General features: G+C 61.0%; 12 protein-coding genes. 10 read left to right on the forward strand and 2 right to left on the reverse strand.

The window, feature by feature from the left end; genetic code table 11:
* Positions 1 to 146 precede the first annotated feature (146 nt).
* Genes B7O88_RS02760 through B7O88_RS02775 form a run of 4 tightly spaced genes read left to right on the forward strand, consistent with a single transcriptional unit; the run spans position 147 to position 4,424 of the window.
* Positions 147 to 818, forward strand: coding sequence for a methylamine utilization protein (locus tag B7O88_RS02760; protein ID WP_088273651.1), 672 nt, complete (start codon positions 147 to 149; stop codon positions 816 to 818).
* Between the two features lie 31 nt (positions 819 to 849).
* Positions 850 to 3,111 (forward strand): putative bifunctional diguanylate cyclase/phosphodiesterase, encoded by a 2,262-nt coding sequence (locus tag B7O88_RS02765; RefSeq protein ID WP_160003129.1) that lies wholly within the window; start codon positions 850 to 852, stop codon positions 3,109 to 3,111.
* Between the two features lie 10 nt (positions 3,112 to 3,121).
* The gene (locus B7O88_RS02770) at positions 3,122 to 3,979 is read left to right on the forward strand and encodes a DUF3034 family protein (RefSeq protein WP_088273653.1); all 858 of its coding nucleotides are present in this window, start codon (positions 3,122 to 3,124) and stop codon (positions 3,977 to 3,979) included.
* Positions 3,980 to 3,986: 7 nt separating this feature from the next.
* A complete protein-coding gene (locus B7O88_RS02775) occupies positions 3,987 to 4,424 on the forward strand; it encodes a group I truncated hemoglobin (RefSeq protein WP_088273654.1) in 438 nt (145 codons plus the stop codon).
* Here B7O88_RS02775 and B7O88_RS02780 read toward each other — a convergent pair.
* Together B7O88_RS02780 and B7O88_RS02785 are read right to left on the reverse strand one after the other, a co-directional pair.
* Entirely contained in the window at positions 4,421 to 6,742 is a 2,322-nt protein-coding gene (locus B7O88_RS02780; RefSeq protein ID WP_088273655.1) for an EAL domain-containing protein, read from the reverse strand. The genes B7O88_RS02775 and B7O88_RS02780 overlap by 4 nt on opposite strands.
* A 17-nt stretch (positions 6,743 to 6,759) precedes the next feature.
* Positions 6,760 to 7,920 (reverse strand): tetratricopeptide repeat protein, encoded by a 1,161-nt coding sequence (locus B7O88_RS02785; RefSeq protein ID WP_088273656.1) that lies wholly within the window; start codon positions 7,918 to 7,920, stop codon positions 6,760 to 6,762.
* A 290-nt stretch (positions 7,921 to 8,210) separates the two neighbouring features.
* Here B7O88_RS02785 and flhA point away from each other — a divergent pair, with 290 nt between their 5' ends.
* The 6 genes from flhA (at position 8,211) to B7O88_RS02815 (ending at position 14,782) form a co-directional block, all read left to right on the forward strand.
* On the forward strand, positions 8,211 to 10,337 hold the full coding sequence (gene flhA / locus B7O88_RS02790) for a flagellar biosynthesis protein FlhA (RefSeq protein ID WP_088273657.1): 2,127 nt from the start codon (positions 8,211 to 8,213) through the stop codon (positions 10,335 to 10,337).
* A 68-nt stretch (positions 10,338 to 10,405) separates the two neighbouring features.
* The gene (gene flhF / locus B7O88_RS02795; protein WP_088273658.1) at positions 10,406 to 11,773 is read left to right on the forward strand and encodes a flagellar biosynthesis protein FlhF; all 1,368 of its coding nucleotides are present in this window, start codon (positions 10,406 to 10,408) and stop codon (positions 11,771 to 11,773) included.
* 32 nt (positions 11,774 to 11,805) lie between these two features.
* Positions 11,806 to 12,633: a flagellar synthesis regulator FleN gene (gene fleN / locus B7O88_RS02800; protein ID WP_088273659.1), complete on the forward strand. Its 828-nt coding sequence runs from the start codon at positions 11,806 to 11,808 to the stop codon at positions 12,631 to 12,633.
* The gene (locus tag B7O88_RS02805; RefSeq protein WP_088273660.1) at positions 12,630 to 13,367 is read left to right on the forward strand and encodes an RNA polymerase sigma factor FliA; all 738 of its coding nucleotides are present in this window, start codon (positions 12,630 to 12,632) and stop codon (positions 13,365 to 13,367) included. The genes fleN and B7O88_RS02805 overlap by 4 nt, the downstream gene beginning before the upstream one ends.
* A 221-nt stretch (positions 13,368 to 13,588) precedes the next feature.
* Positions 13,589 to 13,966, forward strand: a complete 378-nt coding sequence (locus tag B7O88_RS02810) for a chemotaxis response regulator CheY (RefSeq protein WP_172409633.1) — start codon at positions 13,589 to 13,591, stop codon at positions 13,964 to 13,966.
* Positions 13,967 to 13,987: 21 nt separating this feature from the next.
* A complete protein-coding gene (locus tag B7O88_RS02815; protein ID WP_088273662.1) occupies positions 13,988 to 14,782 on the forward strand; it encodes a protein phosphatase CheZ in 795 nt (264 codons plus the stop codon).
* The last annotated feature ends 98 nt before the right edge of the window (positions 14,783 to 14,880 follow it).

A 14,880-nucleotide genomic window follows, 5' to 3' on the forward strand; every position in this document is an offset into this window, starting at 1 on the left:
AGGCTATGCTAGCGTCGTTTGGCAAAGGGCGACACTGTGAAGCGTCAATCCGTATTGCAACGGGTTGCCGTGCGAGCAGGGGGTGCGCCGGCCACGGGTGGTACGTCGCACTTTGGGGGCGTCTCTTTTTGGGGGGAAGAAGTACCATGCAGAATCGTCTCACAGCGCGCGGCGTACGTCGTTTCGGATTACTTGCGCTGCTGCTGTCCGGGCAGTTCGGTTGGGCCTGTCACACCATGGCGGCGCAAATACGGGTGACCGACGCCGACGGCCTGCCGTTGGCCAACGCGGTATTGCTGGTTGAAGGGGTGCCGCCGCGTGCCGAAGACAGCTATGTGATGGACCAGATTGACCGTCAATTCGTGCCCCATACGCTGGTGGTGCCGGTTGGTGCTCAGGTTGATTTCCCCAACAGTGATGATGTGCGGCATCACGTTTACTCCTTCTCCGAAGCCAAACCCTTCGAGCTGCGCCTGTTCAAGGGCGAAGAGGCGCCACCGGTGACCTTTGAACGGCCTGGCGTGGTGGTTCTGGGCTGCAATATTCACGACGCCATGGTGGGCTACATACTGGTGACCGAGCACCCGCGCTTTGCCGTCAGCGATGCGGCGGGGCAGGTGCTGCTGCCAGACTTGCCCGAGGGTAAATGGCCGGTTTCGTGGTGGCACCCTGATCAGTTTCAACAGGCCCCCGTGGCGCTGGGTGAGCTGGACCTGAACCAGCGCGACCAGACGCTGAGTCTGCCGATTTCCGCAACGGTTGAGGCTCCTGCTCCAGCGCTGTCTCCCCTGCAACAGCGTTTCAAGTCGTTGCAATAACAGCATGCGTATGCGTTATCTGCGGACGCGCTTGATCCTTACCTCCGTCGGCCTGCTGGCGCTGGTTCTGGGTGCCGTGTTTCTGGTGGTCTATACGGCTACCGACGTCTCCGCCAAGCGTCAGGCGCAACAGCACCTGCAGGTCGGTAGCAACGTTTTCAGCAATTTGCTGGAGGCGCGTGCCCGTGAGCTGACCAGCGCCACTGAAATTCTGGTGGCGGATTTTGGCTTCCGGCAGGCTGTCGCCACCGGCGATCTGCCGACCATTCGTTCGGCGCTGTTGAATCAGGTCCGGCGCATTGGCGCTGATCAGGCAATGCTGTTCGACGCGCAGGGTGTGATGCGCATCGCTTCGGTCAAGGATGGCATTGCCGCGCCGGTTGATGTGCAGGCGCTGCAACGCTTTTCCGATCAGGCCATGATCGCCATTATTGATGATCGTCCCTACCTGCTGGTGGAGGCGGTGGTGCGCGCGCCGGTGACGCTGGGGCAGGTGGCGATGGCGTTCAGTCTGGACGAGGCGCTGGCGCACGAACTACAAAAGCTGACGGGGCTGGAGATTCGGTTTGTCAGCAGTCACGATGACGCGGTGATGAGCAGCTACTCGACGATGACCAGCAGCGTGCTCGAGATGGATGCAGAGAGCGGCGGGCAAATGCAGGAGTCCGAAGGCTATCTGACGACGGTCATTGCGCTGCTGGATCAGGCCGATTACCGGGTATTGGCGCAGTTGGCCAGCCCAATGGCCGAAACTCTTGCCAGCTTCGATTTGCTCAAGCGCGAGCTGCTGATCATCACTCTGATCGCGCTACTGGCGTCTTCGCTGCTGGCGGTACATCTGTCGGGCAGTCTCGCTCGGCCGGTTGCTTTGCTGGCTGAAGCCGCTACACGGATCGGCCGCGGCGACTATACCGGGCAGGTCAGGCTTGAGCGTAACGATGAGCTTGGCTTGCTGGCTGAGCGCATTGACGCTATGCGATCGGGCATCGCCGAGCGCGAAGACCTGATCATGCACAACGCTCTGCACGACCCGCTGACCGGGTTGCCGAACATCGGGGTTGTTCGCAGCCAGCTCGACGATGCCATCGCCAGTGGCGCGGGTGGGGTGCTGGCGCAGTGCAACCTGCTCACGGCGGACCTGTTGCTGAAGGCGCGCGGCCAGGAGTTTCTGGATGCGCTGATACGTCAGTCCGTCGCCAGCGTGGAAGGCGTTCTGCCGCCCAACGCCCTGCTGGCATGGCAACCGGGGAGCGGTTTTCTGTTGCTGCTCAAGGGCTATGAGCTGGAGGAGGCCGTCGTGCTCATCGACGGGCTGCTGGCGCGGCTCGGGGAGAAAATGCAGGTTCAGGATATCAAGCTCAGCTCGCAGTGGCTGGCTGGACTGGTGACCTGGCCGCTGCATGGCCGTGATCCGCAGGAACTGCTGCGGCAAGTCAGCATTGCGCTGAACGATGCTGCTCCGGGGGCGGATCGTATTGCGGTTTATCAGGCGCAGCGTGATCAGGCCTATCAACGGCGTATTCGTCTGGCGCGGGACCTGCGCTACGCACCGCAGTACCGGGAGTTGAGTGTGGTGTTCCAGCCGAAGCTGGATCTGGCGTCCGGGGAAGTGCGGCAGGTTGAGGCGCTGATGCGTTGGAAGCACAGTGAACTCGGCGTGATCGGGCCTGATGAGTTCATTACCCTCGCCGAGCAGACGGGCAGTATCGGCATGCTGACGCAGTGGATGATGGCCGCGGTGTTGTCGCAGCTGCGCAGCTGGATTGATCACGGTATCCATCTGCAGGTAGCCATGAATATTTCTGCCCGCGACCTTGATGACCCAGCGTTTCCGCAGCGTATGGAGCGGATGCTGCGCGCCCAGCAAATCAGCCCGGACTACCTCTCACTGGAAGTGACTGAAAGCGCGGTCATGCGCGACCCGCAGCGCAGTCTGGATAGCCTGCTGGCCCTGCGCGAGCTGGGAATCGCGCTGGCGGTGGATGACTATGGCACGGGCTACTCGTCGCTTGCCACGCTCAAGAGCCTGCCGGTTCAGGATCTGAAAATTGACAAGTCGTTTGTGCTCCAGTTGGCCGACAACAGCGATGATGCGGTCATCGTCAAATCGACCATCGAGCTGGCCCACAACATGGGCCTGAAAGTCATTGCTGAAGGTATTGAGAATGCACGCTCGCTCAGTTGGCTCAAGGAACGTCACTGCGATGTGGCGCAGGGTTACTTCATAAGTCGTCCGCTGCCGGCCGCTGATCTTGAGCGCTGGATGGCGGAGACGCGAGGAACGTTCGTTTAGATAGGCTGCCATGAACAAAACTGCTTTGTGTGGGATTTTGCTGTGTCTGGCGGGGAGTGCCTGTGCTGATACCGGCGGGCGCCTGCTGGCGACCGGAGGGGTGACCAATATCGAAGGCTCGGCCGGCGGCGGCATCGTGCCGTGGGCTGTGCTGTCTGGCTACGGTACCCGGGACGAGTGGGGCGGCGATGCCTTTGCCACCCGCGTCGACACGGGTGACTATCGGCTCGACGCGTTTGGCGCGTCGCTGGCATTCAACAACCGGGTGGAGCTGTCGGTGGCGCGCCAGCGGCTGGACATGGATGCGCTGACCAAGGCGGCGGGCCTGCCGCACAAAAGCCTGAATCAGGACGTCTTCGGCGTGAAGCTGCGGCTGTTTGGGGATCTGGTATATGACCGCTTGCCACAGGTTGTCGTGGGCGCGCAGTACAAGCGCCAGACCAATTTCCTGATCCCGTCACTGGTCGGCGCCCAGCGAGATTCGGATACCGATTTCTATCTGGCGGGGTCCCGGCTGTTTTTGGGTGCAGTCGGCGGCTACAACCTGCTGGTCAACGGCACGCTGCGCTACTCGCGCGCCAATGAAACCGGTCTGCTGGGCTTTGGTGGTGATCGCCGCGACAGCCGCTCACTGCTCAAGGAGGGGAGTGTGGCGCTGCTGCTTAACCCTCGCTGGGTGGTGGGGGTTGAGTACCGCGAGAAGCCGGACAACCTGTCGTTTGCCGGGGAGAGCGATTGGCAGGATGTGTTTGTCGGCTATTTTCCGAGCAAGCGTCTGGCGCTCGCTGCGGCCTGGGCCGATCTGGGCGAGATTGCCACGCTGGAAGGCCAGCGCGGCCTCTTCCTTTCCATGCAGTTGAGCTACTGAGGTCATCATGTACAGAGAATTACGTGCAACGGCCTGCGCTGCGCTGGTGCTGATCGGCATGGCCGGATGTGCCTCGCAGCCGCCGGAGAGTGACAGTCTGTATCAGGCCCTTGGAGAGCAGGCAGGTATCAATCGTGTGGTCGAGGCGTTGCTGTATCGCATCGCCGATGACGTGCGTATCGCCCACCACTTCGCCGACACCGATATTGCTCGCTTGCAGGAAAAACTGCAGGAGCAGTTCTGTGTCGAGGCGGGAGGCCCCTGCGAGTATACCGGTGACAGCATGGCCGACGTGCACGCCGGGTTTGACCTCACCGAAGCTGACTTCAATGCGCTGGTTGAAGATCTGATTGCGGCGATGGAGGCCGAGCGGTTGCCCGTCACCGTGCAGAATCGCCTGCTGCAGCGTCTTGCACCAATGCGCGCGGATATCATTTACCGCTAGCTGCGGGTGCCCGGCTCGTCGGCATCCAGCACGCTGATCTCGGTGATCAGGCTGGCCGATGGCATGCCGATGGCGGCGCCCTGGGCAAACTGAATACCCAACTCCTCGACCTTCTTGAGTACCGCAGGGCTGTGCACAAATTCGGCGACGGTCTGCATGCCGAGTTCCTCGGCGAATTGCACGATGCCGCGGCATAGGGTGACGGCGGTCGGGTTGTCCTCCAGCTGACGAATCAGGCTGCCGTCGATCTTGATCAGGTCGACGTTGAGCCGCATCAGGTGTTCGAAGTTTGAATAGCCGGTGCCGAAGTCATCAATGGCAATGAGGCAGCCCAGAGCCTTGGCGCGGTCGATGAACTGACGTACGGCAGCGTAGTTTTCGATACCTTCCGATTCGAGGATTTCAAAGATGACGCGCTGTCCGACAGCGTGGCTCTCTACCGTCGAGATGATGTAGTCGGCCAGCTCCGGGTCCAGCAGGTCCTCGCAGGACAGGTTGATCGAGAAGCTGCAGCGTTGGTCAGCGAAGCGCTCAATTGCGCTGTCTATCATGCAGCGAGTGATCGCGCGATACAGCCGTACCTTTTTCGCCAGGTCGAGAAAGTGAATCGGGCTCACCGGTTCGCCATGTTCGTCGATCATCCGCACCAGACACTCATACTTTTCGATGCGTCGGCTGCTGACGTCCATGATCGGCTGGAAGAAGGCGACGATGCGCTGTTCCTCCAGCGCTGCACGCAGCCGGTTGGCGCCAATCAGGTTCTGTTCGTATCCTTCGCGCACGCCCCGGCTGGCGTCGTAAAACACGAAGCTCTCGTTGCCGGCGCGGGCCAGCTCGAGTGCGATGTTGGCTGCCGGCAGCAACTGTTCGCCGCTCAGGTCCTGCGCTTCGCGCTGGTTGCAGCACGCCACGCCAATACTGGCGTGGAGCGGGATATCCTGCTCTTGCCAGCGAATCTCCAGATTGCTGATGAAGCCGAGCAGCCGCGTCAGGGCAGGGGTTAGCTGTTCCTGGTTGTGATGGCCTGGTAGCCAGATGGCCAGCTCGTCGGCCGGCATCCGGTACAGCCGGCTACCGCGCCAGTCTGCGCGTTCATTCAGGTGCTGCTGCAGCGCCTCGGCCAGCGTTGCGATAACGTGATCGCCGCACTGGTGGCCGTAGAAATCGTTGATTTCCTTGAAGGCATCCAGATTGAGCAGCAGCAGGCTGGCAGTGTGGGTTTTCCTGAGATCAGCCAGCAGCCGTTCGCGGTTGGGCAGATGGGTTAGGGGGTCGGTGTACAGGTTGCGCAGCTGGCGCAGGGTGCCGGCCACCAGATACAGAATCAGCGCGGAAATGATCAGCATGACCGTGCCCGCCAGCAGCTGAATGCGGGTACTGCTGTCACGCATCGGCGTCAGTACCGCATCGATCTCGGTTTGCGGAACACCGATGCCGAAGATCATGCCGGCACGGGTTGGCGAGTAAAACAGGCTGTAGTGCTGCTCGTCTACCTGATGTCTGAGTTGCTGCATCGGCGATGCCAGTTGTCTTGAACTGATAATGGGAAGCGGCTGGTCCTGCAGTCTCTGATGAAGCTGCAGCGCAGTCACGCTGTTGATCATCTGCTGGGCGCGATCGACGTCGGCGGCGTCAGACAGGCTGGAAAGGTTGCGGTTGTCGTGGTCCAGCAAAAAGGCAAAGGTGCCGGGCGTCACTTCGACCCGGCTGACAGTGCGGATGATGTCATCGGCCAGCCAGTCGGTCATGGCCAGACCAAGAGGGCGTCCCTGCGCATCACGTATCAGTGTGGCATGGCTGATCACCACCGCGTTGATGCTGCTTTTGTAATACGCCGCGGTCCATTGCTGTGCTGGCTCGATGGGTGGCTGCAGCCCGCGCAGACGCTGAAACCATGTGGTGAGACGCTGCTGTTCGTCGGCACTGACCGGCTCGACCTGTATGCCCTGTCCCTGGCGGTAGGCATAGTGGGCCGGGCGTCCGGGCTCCCTGTACCAAAGGCTGCTGCCGTAGCTGTCGGGAAAGTCCTGCAGGGCGTTGCGAAGGGTATCTGCCTGCGTCGCCGGATCGGCAGGGTTGCGCAGCAGCAGTCCGCCGGCTCGGGCCAGGCCGCGGGTGCTCTGCTCCATCAGTCGGTGATGGGCATTGATGCGATCAAGGTTGGCATAAAAGGTGTCGGTAATCTGGCGTTCGCGCAGCGTACCCATCGCATTCTCGGCGAACTCCAGATTCAGGCTGGCGATCAACCAGCTGCCGAGCAGGAACAGCCCGACCAGCAGGCTGAGCAGAACCATGATTGCGCGTTTGACTGGCAGCATCCCTGTCACCCTCTGCCTTAGCGGCTGTTGATACGCTGTTGCAGGGCGCTGCGCGCACTGGTCAGCTGGTCATTGCTGAGTTGGCCAGACAGCTGTTCGACGTAGCGTCGGCCGCGGGACTCTCCGTTCACCAGCGCCAGACTTAGCCAGAAGTATGCCTGCTCCAGATCTTGCGGGCCGCCATTACCCTGCATGTAATCAAGCCCCAGGCGGTATTGCGCTTCGGCCGACCCAAGCTCTGCAGCCTCGGCCAGCCAGTGGCGGGCAGACGCGGTGTCGGGGTGGCTGCGCGCCAGCTCCAGCATGGCGGGAATGTGCTCTGACAAGGCGGCCCGGCGCAGTTGATCCTCGGCCTTGTCCGGGCTGATGGCGGTTCCGGTTCCGTTCAGATACGCCCGGGCCAACTGATAGCGGGCTTCGGGTTGGCCGCTGTCGGCGGCCTTTTTCAACCAACTGAAGGCGTCCATGTCGGCTTCGCTGCTGTTTTGCCGCTGCAGTAGATCAGCCAGCAGCAGCTGGCCCGCAGTATTGCCCTGTTCGGCAGAGTTGCGGGCCCAGCGCAGTGCCGTGTCGCCTTGCCCGGTGCTGTCGGCAATGCTTGCCAGGTGATGCTGGGCCTTGGCATCGCCTGCTTCGGCTGCAGCGCGGCAGGCATTGCCAGCCTGGCTGTAGTTGCGGATGGCAAACAGCAGGTAGCAGGTTTCCTGCTGGTCCGTGGTTGGGCTGCTTCTAGACGGTGTGCTTGCGGGCTGCGGTACCCGGGCTGCAAACGCGCCCACCTGGTTTGGGCAGGAAAACTGATAGCCGGCACGCAGCCTCCGCAAGTTGTCGCGGGTCGGTTGCTCGGCGGCGTAGCGTTGGCCGATGGCCTCGCAGCGGCTGTCTCGTTCTTCTTCGACCAGTGGAATGTAGTCTGAGTAGACCGGATCGTTGGCGTGGGCATTCAGGTAGCGGGTGAGGGGATCGATGTACGGTTGCGCGAACAGCGCTTCGACGTCGGCATGACGCTGCCGGGCGGCCGGGTCGCTGGTCAGTCTCGAGGCCAGGTCGGCCAGGCGTTGGCTCTGGGTTCTGATTATTTCACCGGAACGGCTCAGCAGGCTGTCGGGTTCAGACAGGGTTTGGCATCCGCTGAGGGCGATGCTCAGTCCAAGTAGCAGAGCGTTAGGCGCGCGCATGAAACCTCTCGGGTTGCGACCAGCCAGCGGGTATCGGGCTGTAGTGGCAGTGGATGGCAGTGTTCGGTGCTTACGAATCTGCCGGGTCAGTTATCTGGCCATCCTTTGCCGTTACAGCGTCAGGCAGTTTATCAGAAGGTTTGCCGGGACGAAGCAGAACTCGAGTGCAGGCTAACAGCCATTGGTAGACCTGTACCGGGCCTGCGGGTTCCTAAAGTGGAACGCTTCTTGCGTAGTCCCGGATACAACGCAATCTGCGTCAAATATTTGATCTGGGGACTTTTTCGCCAATGGCTGTCGATCGCGCGCAACTGATGGGAAATATGCGGACCAATCTGGCCGGCTTGCGCCACGGCAGTCTGGGTATCCCGATTCTGCTGCTGGTGATGCTCGGCATGATGATGCTGCCGATCCCGCCATTTCTGCTCGACGTCCTGTTTACCTTCAATATTGCGTTGTCGCTGGTCGTACTGCTGGTGTGCGCCTACGCGCTGCGACCGCTGGATTTTGCCGTATTCCCGACCATCTTGCTGGTCTCGACCTTATTGCGTCTGGCGCTCAACGTGGCCTCGACCCGTGTAGTGCTGCTGTATGGTCACGAGGGTGGGGATGCGGCCGGTAAGGTGATCCAGGCCTTCGGTGAGGTGGTGATCGGCGGTAACTACGTCGTTGGTCTGGTGGTGTTCGCGATCCTGATGATCATCAACTTCGTGGTTGTCACCAAGGGCGCAGGCCGAATCTCCGAGGTGAGTGCGCGCTTTACCCTGGATGCCATGCCGGGCAAGCAGATGGCAATCGATGCCGATCTCAACTCCGGTCTGATCGATCAGGATCAGGCCAAGGCGCGTCGTCAGGAAGTGGCCCAAGAGGCCGAGTTCTACGGTTCCATGGACGGTGCCAGCAAATTCGTGCGCGGTGACGCCGTCGCCGGCCTGCTGATTCTGTTCATCAACGTGATTGGTGGTCTGGCTATCGGCATGGCGCAGCACGGGCTGCCATTTGCCGAGGCCGGTCGCATCTATGTGCTGCTGACCATCGGTGATGGCCTGGTTGCCCAGATCCCGTCGCTGCTGCTTTCGACTGCTGCTGCGATCATGGTGACCCGGGTTTCCTCCTCGGAAGACATGGGGGCTCAGGTCCAGCGTCAAATGTTTGCCTCACCCAAGGCGCTGGCGGTGGCTGCGGCCATCCTGATCGTCATGGGGCTTATCCCTGGGATGCCGCACTTCTCCTTCCTCAGCCTCGGCGCGATTGCGGCGGCGGGTGCCTACCTCATCGCCAAGCGTCAGCAGGCCAAGGAGGAGGAAAAGGTGCAAGAGGAGCGTCAGCAGGCCCAGCTGCCGGCCGTTCAGGCGCCGGAGGCCCGTGAGCTTGGCTGGGATGATGTGACCCCGGTTGACATGGTCGGGCTTGAAGTCGGTTATCGGCTCATCCCGCTGGTTGATCGTAATCAGGGTGGGCAACTGCTGGCGCGGATCAAGGGCGTTCGCAAGAAACTTTCGCAGGATCTGGGCTTTCTGATGCCTTCGGTACATATCCGCGACAACCTTGATCTGGCGCCCAATGCCTACCGCCTGACGCTGATGGGCGTGGGTGTGGCCGAGGCCGAGATCTACCCCGACCGTGAGCTGGCGATCAACCCGGGTCAGGTTTTTGGCGAGATCAAGGGTGTGCCCGGCAAGGATCCGGCGTTTGGTCTGGACGCAGTCTGGATTGAGCCTAACCAGAAGGATCAGGCGCAGTCACTCGGCTACACCGTGGTTGACGCCAGCACCGTGGTTGCCACCCATATCAACCAGATTCTCTACAAGCACGCCCACGAGCTGATTGGCCACGAGGAGGTGCAGCAGCTCATGCAGGTGCTGGCCAAGGCCTCGCCGAAGCTGGCCGAGGAGCTGGTGCCGGGGCTGATCTCCCTGTCCAACCTGCTCAAGGTGCTGCAGGGGCTGCTGCAGGAACAGGTGCCGGTTCGTGACATCCGGACCATTGCCGAGGCCATCGCCAACAACTCGAACAAGAGTCAAGATACCGGCGCGCTGATCGGCGCGGTGCGTGTCGCGTTGTCACGCTCAATCGTGCAAAGCATTGTGGGGCTTGACTCTCAGCTGCCTGTGATCACGCTGGAGCCAAGGTTGGAACAGATGTTGCTACAGAGTATGCAGAAGGCCGGTCAGGGCGCCGACGACGGTATGTTGCTGGAGCCTGGCATGGCCGAGAAGTTGCAGCGCTCACTGTCTGATGCCGTACAACGGCAGGAAGTGCAGGGCAAGCCGGCAGTGCTGCTGGTGGCGGGGCCGATCCGAATGATGATGGCCAAGTTTGTACGCTACGCAGCCCCGGGCGCCCATGTACTGTCCTATCAGGAAATTCCGGACAGCAAGCAGGTCACCATCATTGCGACGGTTGGCCAGAACTGAACTGCAGCACTCTGAATGAATGACAGCAACCGCCAGCGGGCGGTGCCAGAAAAGCGACGAGGTCAGCCATGAAAGTCAAACGTTTCTTTGCCGCAGACATGCGCCAGGCGATGAAGCTGGTTCGCGATGAGCTGGGCGCTGATGCGTCGATCATCGCCAATCGCCGGGTGGCCGGTGGCGTTGAACTGACCGCTGCGCTGGACTACGAGGCGCCCCGTCTGACGGCACCGACACCGGGTCTGGATGCTGAATTGAAAAAGACCCAGGAGCGCATCGTTGCCGCGCGCGCCGAGCTGGAGGTGGGCGAGATGGCCTCCCACGACCAGCCTCTGGTCAACCGCCAGCTGTTTGGTGACAGCATGCGCCACGCGGCTCGCCAGGGGTCTGTGGAGGCCCGTGATCTGCTGGATCGGCTGATCCAGGAGCCGGTTGAGCCGGCGGCACCGGCTGCAGCCAGCCGGCCTGCTGCGGAGCGCTCGCCGGCGGCAGCGGCCGTTGAAGATGCCAGCCTCAGCGCCATGCGCGCCGAACTGGCCGGGCTGCGGGAAATGCTGGAGTCACAGCTGGGGGGGCTGGCATGGGGGCAGCTCAATCAGCACAAGCCGAAACAGGCCGGTCTCTGGCGCCGTCTGACCCAGATGGGCTTGCCGGCCGAAGTCAGTCAGGATCTGCTGCGTCAGGTTTCTGACGTGAGTGATCCGCGTCAGGCCTGGCGCATGCTGCTGGCCTATCTGGCGCATCGTGTGCCTGTGCTGCGCGAAGAGCCGCTCGATGCCGGCGGCGTGATCGCGCTGGTCGGCCCCACCGGTGCCGGCAAAACGACGACGCTGGGCAAGCTCGCTGCGCGTTACGTGCTCAAGCACGGCAGTCAGCACGTTGCTCTGGTCACCATGGATACCTATCGTATCGGCGCGCACGAACAATTGCGCACCCTGGGCCGCATTCTCAATGTGCCGGTCAAGGTGGTAGATGAACAGCAGGATATCAATGACGTGCTGGCCGATTTTGCCGGCAAGCGCCTGGTTCTGATTGATACCGCCGGCCTGCAGGCCAACGATCCCTACCTGCGCGGCCAGCTCGACACCCTGGCCAGCCAGGGGCGTCGGGTTCGCAATCTGCTGGTGTTGCCGGCGACCAGTCAGCACCGAGTCATGAAAGCGGCCTACCATACTTACAAGGCGTGCGGTCTGTCGGGCTGCATTCTGACTAAAGTGGACGAGGCCGCAACGCTCGGTGAGTCGCTGGGGCTGGCGATGGAGCAGGGTTTGCCGGTAGCCTATCTGGCAGATGGCCAGCGCATTCCCGACGATATCAGTCGTGCCGTTGGGCATCAGCTGGTGAGTCGTGCAGTTAGTATGGCGGGTAATGATGCGCCGGCAGATCAGACCATGGCCGACGTATTTGCCGGTATGATGAACAGCCAGCGGGCCAGTTAAGCAATTTCACAGGATTAAGGTAATCAGCGCAGATGGGCAGCAAACATCCGGTTCAGGTAATCGCGGTCACCGGGGGCAAGGGTGGCATCGGCAAGACCAACGTGTCGGTGAATCTCAGCCTTGCTCTGGCGGAGATGGGACGGCGCGTTGTGCTGCTTGACGCTGACCTTGGTCTCGCCAACGTTGACGTGCTGCTGGGGCTCAAGCCAAAGGCAACGCTGGCCGACGTGCTGGAGGGCAAGTGCGATCTGCGTGACGTTCTGGTCACCGGCCCCGGCGGTGTTCGTATTGTGCCGGCCGCCTCAGGGGCCGCCAATATGGTGAGTCTCAACCATCAGCAGCATGCCGGCCTGATTCAGGCGTTCAGCGAGATCGGTGACAATATCGACGTGCTGATCGTCGATACGGCGGCCGGCATTGGTGATTCGGTAGTCAGCTTCGTGCGGGCGGCGCAGGAGGTGCTCGTCGTGGTATGTGACGAGCCAACGTCGATTACCGATGCCTACGCCCTGATCAAGCTGCTTAACCGTGATTACGGGATGACCCGATTCCGTGTGCTGGCGAATATGGTCGGCACGCCGCAGGAAGGCCGCATGGTGTTTGCTAAGCTCGCCAAGGTGACGGATCGATTTCTTGATGTTGCACTTCAGTATGTCGGAGCTGTTCCGTTTGATGAGGCGGTGCGCAAGTCAGTGCAAAAGCAGCGCGCGGTGTTTGAAGCTTTTCCGCGCAGCAAGGCCTCGCTGGCAATTCGCGCCATTGCACAGAAAGTTGATGCCTGGCCGCTGCCGGCCAACCCGCGAGGACACCTGGAGTTCTTCGTCGAACGTCTGGTGCAACCGACAGGGTCTGGCCTATGACAGCACAGGCTGGCGGATTGAGCATGTATACACGAGCACAGAGTTCTCGCGGTGAGCAGGATCGACTCGTCGAGCAGTATGCGCCGCTGGTAAAGCGAATTGCCTACCACCTGCTGGGTCGGCTGCCGTCCAGTGTGCAGGTGGAGGATCTAATGCAAGCCGGTATGATCGGGCTGCTGGAAGCCTCCCGCAAATTCGACTTCGGCAAGGGCGCCAGTTTCGAAACCTATGCCGGCATCCGCATTCGCGGTGCGATGCTGGACGAGGTGCGCAAGGGCGACTGGGCGCCACGCTCGGTACACCGCAATACGCGGATGGTCAGTGATGCGATGCGTGCGGTCGAGGCACGGCTCGGGCGTGACGCCAAGGATCACGAAGTTGCCGCCGAGCTGGAGATGAGCCTGGAAGAGTACTATACGATCCTCAGCGATACCGCCGGCAGCAAGTTGTTCAGCTTTGATGACCTGCTTGAGTCGGGTGCGCCGGCAGATGTGCAGGGCGGCGAGGAGCCGGCGTCCGGGCTGCAGGATGAGCGTTTCAGAGCGGCTTTGATCGAGGCAATCGACATGTTGCCCGAGCGCGAGCGACTGCTGCTGTCGCTTTATTACGATGAGGAGCTTAACCTCAAGGAGATCGGCGCTGTGCTGGGTGTCAGTGAATCCAGGGTCAGTCAGCTGCACAGTCAATGTGCTGCCCGGTTGCGCTCGAAGCTGATGAACTGGCGAAATGATTGATTTTGTCGTCAACATCCGGACAATGCTCGGATTGCTCGACAGGTAGTGGCTTCGGGCCGGACGTCCAGGTGGCGTTTTCGAGGGTGCATCCGATCAGCCTGCTGGCTTCCAGCTGATTGATCAGAGCTTCTTTTACGGCTTGATTGGTTATTTGCGATGGGTTTTTGGGGTGCAGGCCTGCACATTCCCTGGTTTGTACGGAGGTCGACTTGGACAAGAATATGAAAATTCTCATCGTTGATGATTTTTCGACGATGAGGCGCATCATCAAGAACCTGTTGCGCGACCTTGGGTTTACCAACACAGCCGAAGCCGATGACGGCAACACCGCCCTGCCGATGCTGCAGAGTGGCAGTTTCGATTTTCTGGTGACGGACTGGAACATGCCCGGCATGAGCGGCATTGACCTGTTACGCGCTGTGCGGGCCGACGAGCGGCTCAAGCACCTGCCGGTGCTGATGGTAACGGCCGAGGCCAAGCGAGATCAGATCATTGAAGCCGCGCAGGCGGGCGTCAATGGCTATGTGGTCAAGCCGTTTACGGCTCAGGCCTTGAAAGAAAAGATCGAAAAAATCTTTGAGCGAGTTCAGGCTAAATAATAATCAACCGGGGTACAGGTTATGGCTTTGAGTAAGGATCCCGGCCAGGCGACCGCTCAGGAATTCGAGCATTCGCTGAAGGACAATGCGCACCAGCTGGTTGGTCACCTTGAGAGCGGCAACTTCGGTGAAGCGTTGCTGGTCATTCATGCCATCAATCAGGCACGCGACCGTGGTCTTTATCACGAAGTGGGGCAGCTGACCCGCGCGTTGCACAATGCCATCGTCAATTTTCAGATCGACACGACCCACGCGCTGGGTGGTGACAACGATACGTCCAAGATATCCGATGCCTCTGACCGGCTGGACTATGTGGTTCAGCTGACCGACAAGGCGGCCAACCGGACCATGGATCTGGTCGAGGCCAGCGTGCCCAAGGTCGCTGATCTGGGGCAGCAGGCGAATGCCCTCAAGGCAGACTGGCAGCGGCTGCAGCGCCGGGAGATGGCAGCGGACGAATTTCGCGACCTCTACCGCCGGGTAGGCGAGTTCCTTGAGCAGACTGAATCGACCAGCAAGGATCTGTCCACCAATCTGAACGATATTTTGCTGGCTCAGGACTATCAGGACCTGACCGGCCAGGTGATCAAGCGCGTGACCACGCTTGTGCATGATGTCGAAGAGAGCCTGGTCAACCTGGTCCGAATGGCGGGACAGGTCGACCGCATTACCGGCATCAATCATGGTGAATCTCCCGAGGACGGAAAAAAATCGTCCTCCAGGGGTGAAGGTCCGCAAATTCATGCCGATAAAAGGGAAGACGTTGTTTCCGGTCAGGATGAGGTTGATGACCTCCTTTCCAGCCTGGGATTCTGATGTCAGCTGTAACTGCCGCACGCTGAGCGCGCGGCCGGTCTGACTGCTCAAGGTCGCTGCCTGGCAGCAACGTTGAGTGACTGCGCAGCGCCGAGATG

Source organism: Halopseudomonas aestusnigri (genome assembly GCF_002197985.1).
In the GTDB taxonomy this organism is placed as follows: Bacteria; Pseudomonadota; Gammaproteobacteria; order Pseudomonadales; family Pseudomonadaceae; genus Halopseudomonas; species Halopseudomonas aestusnigri.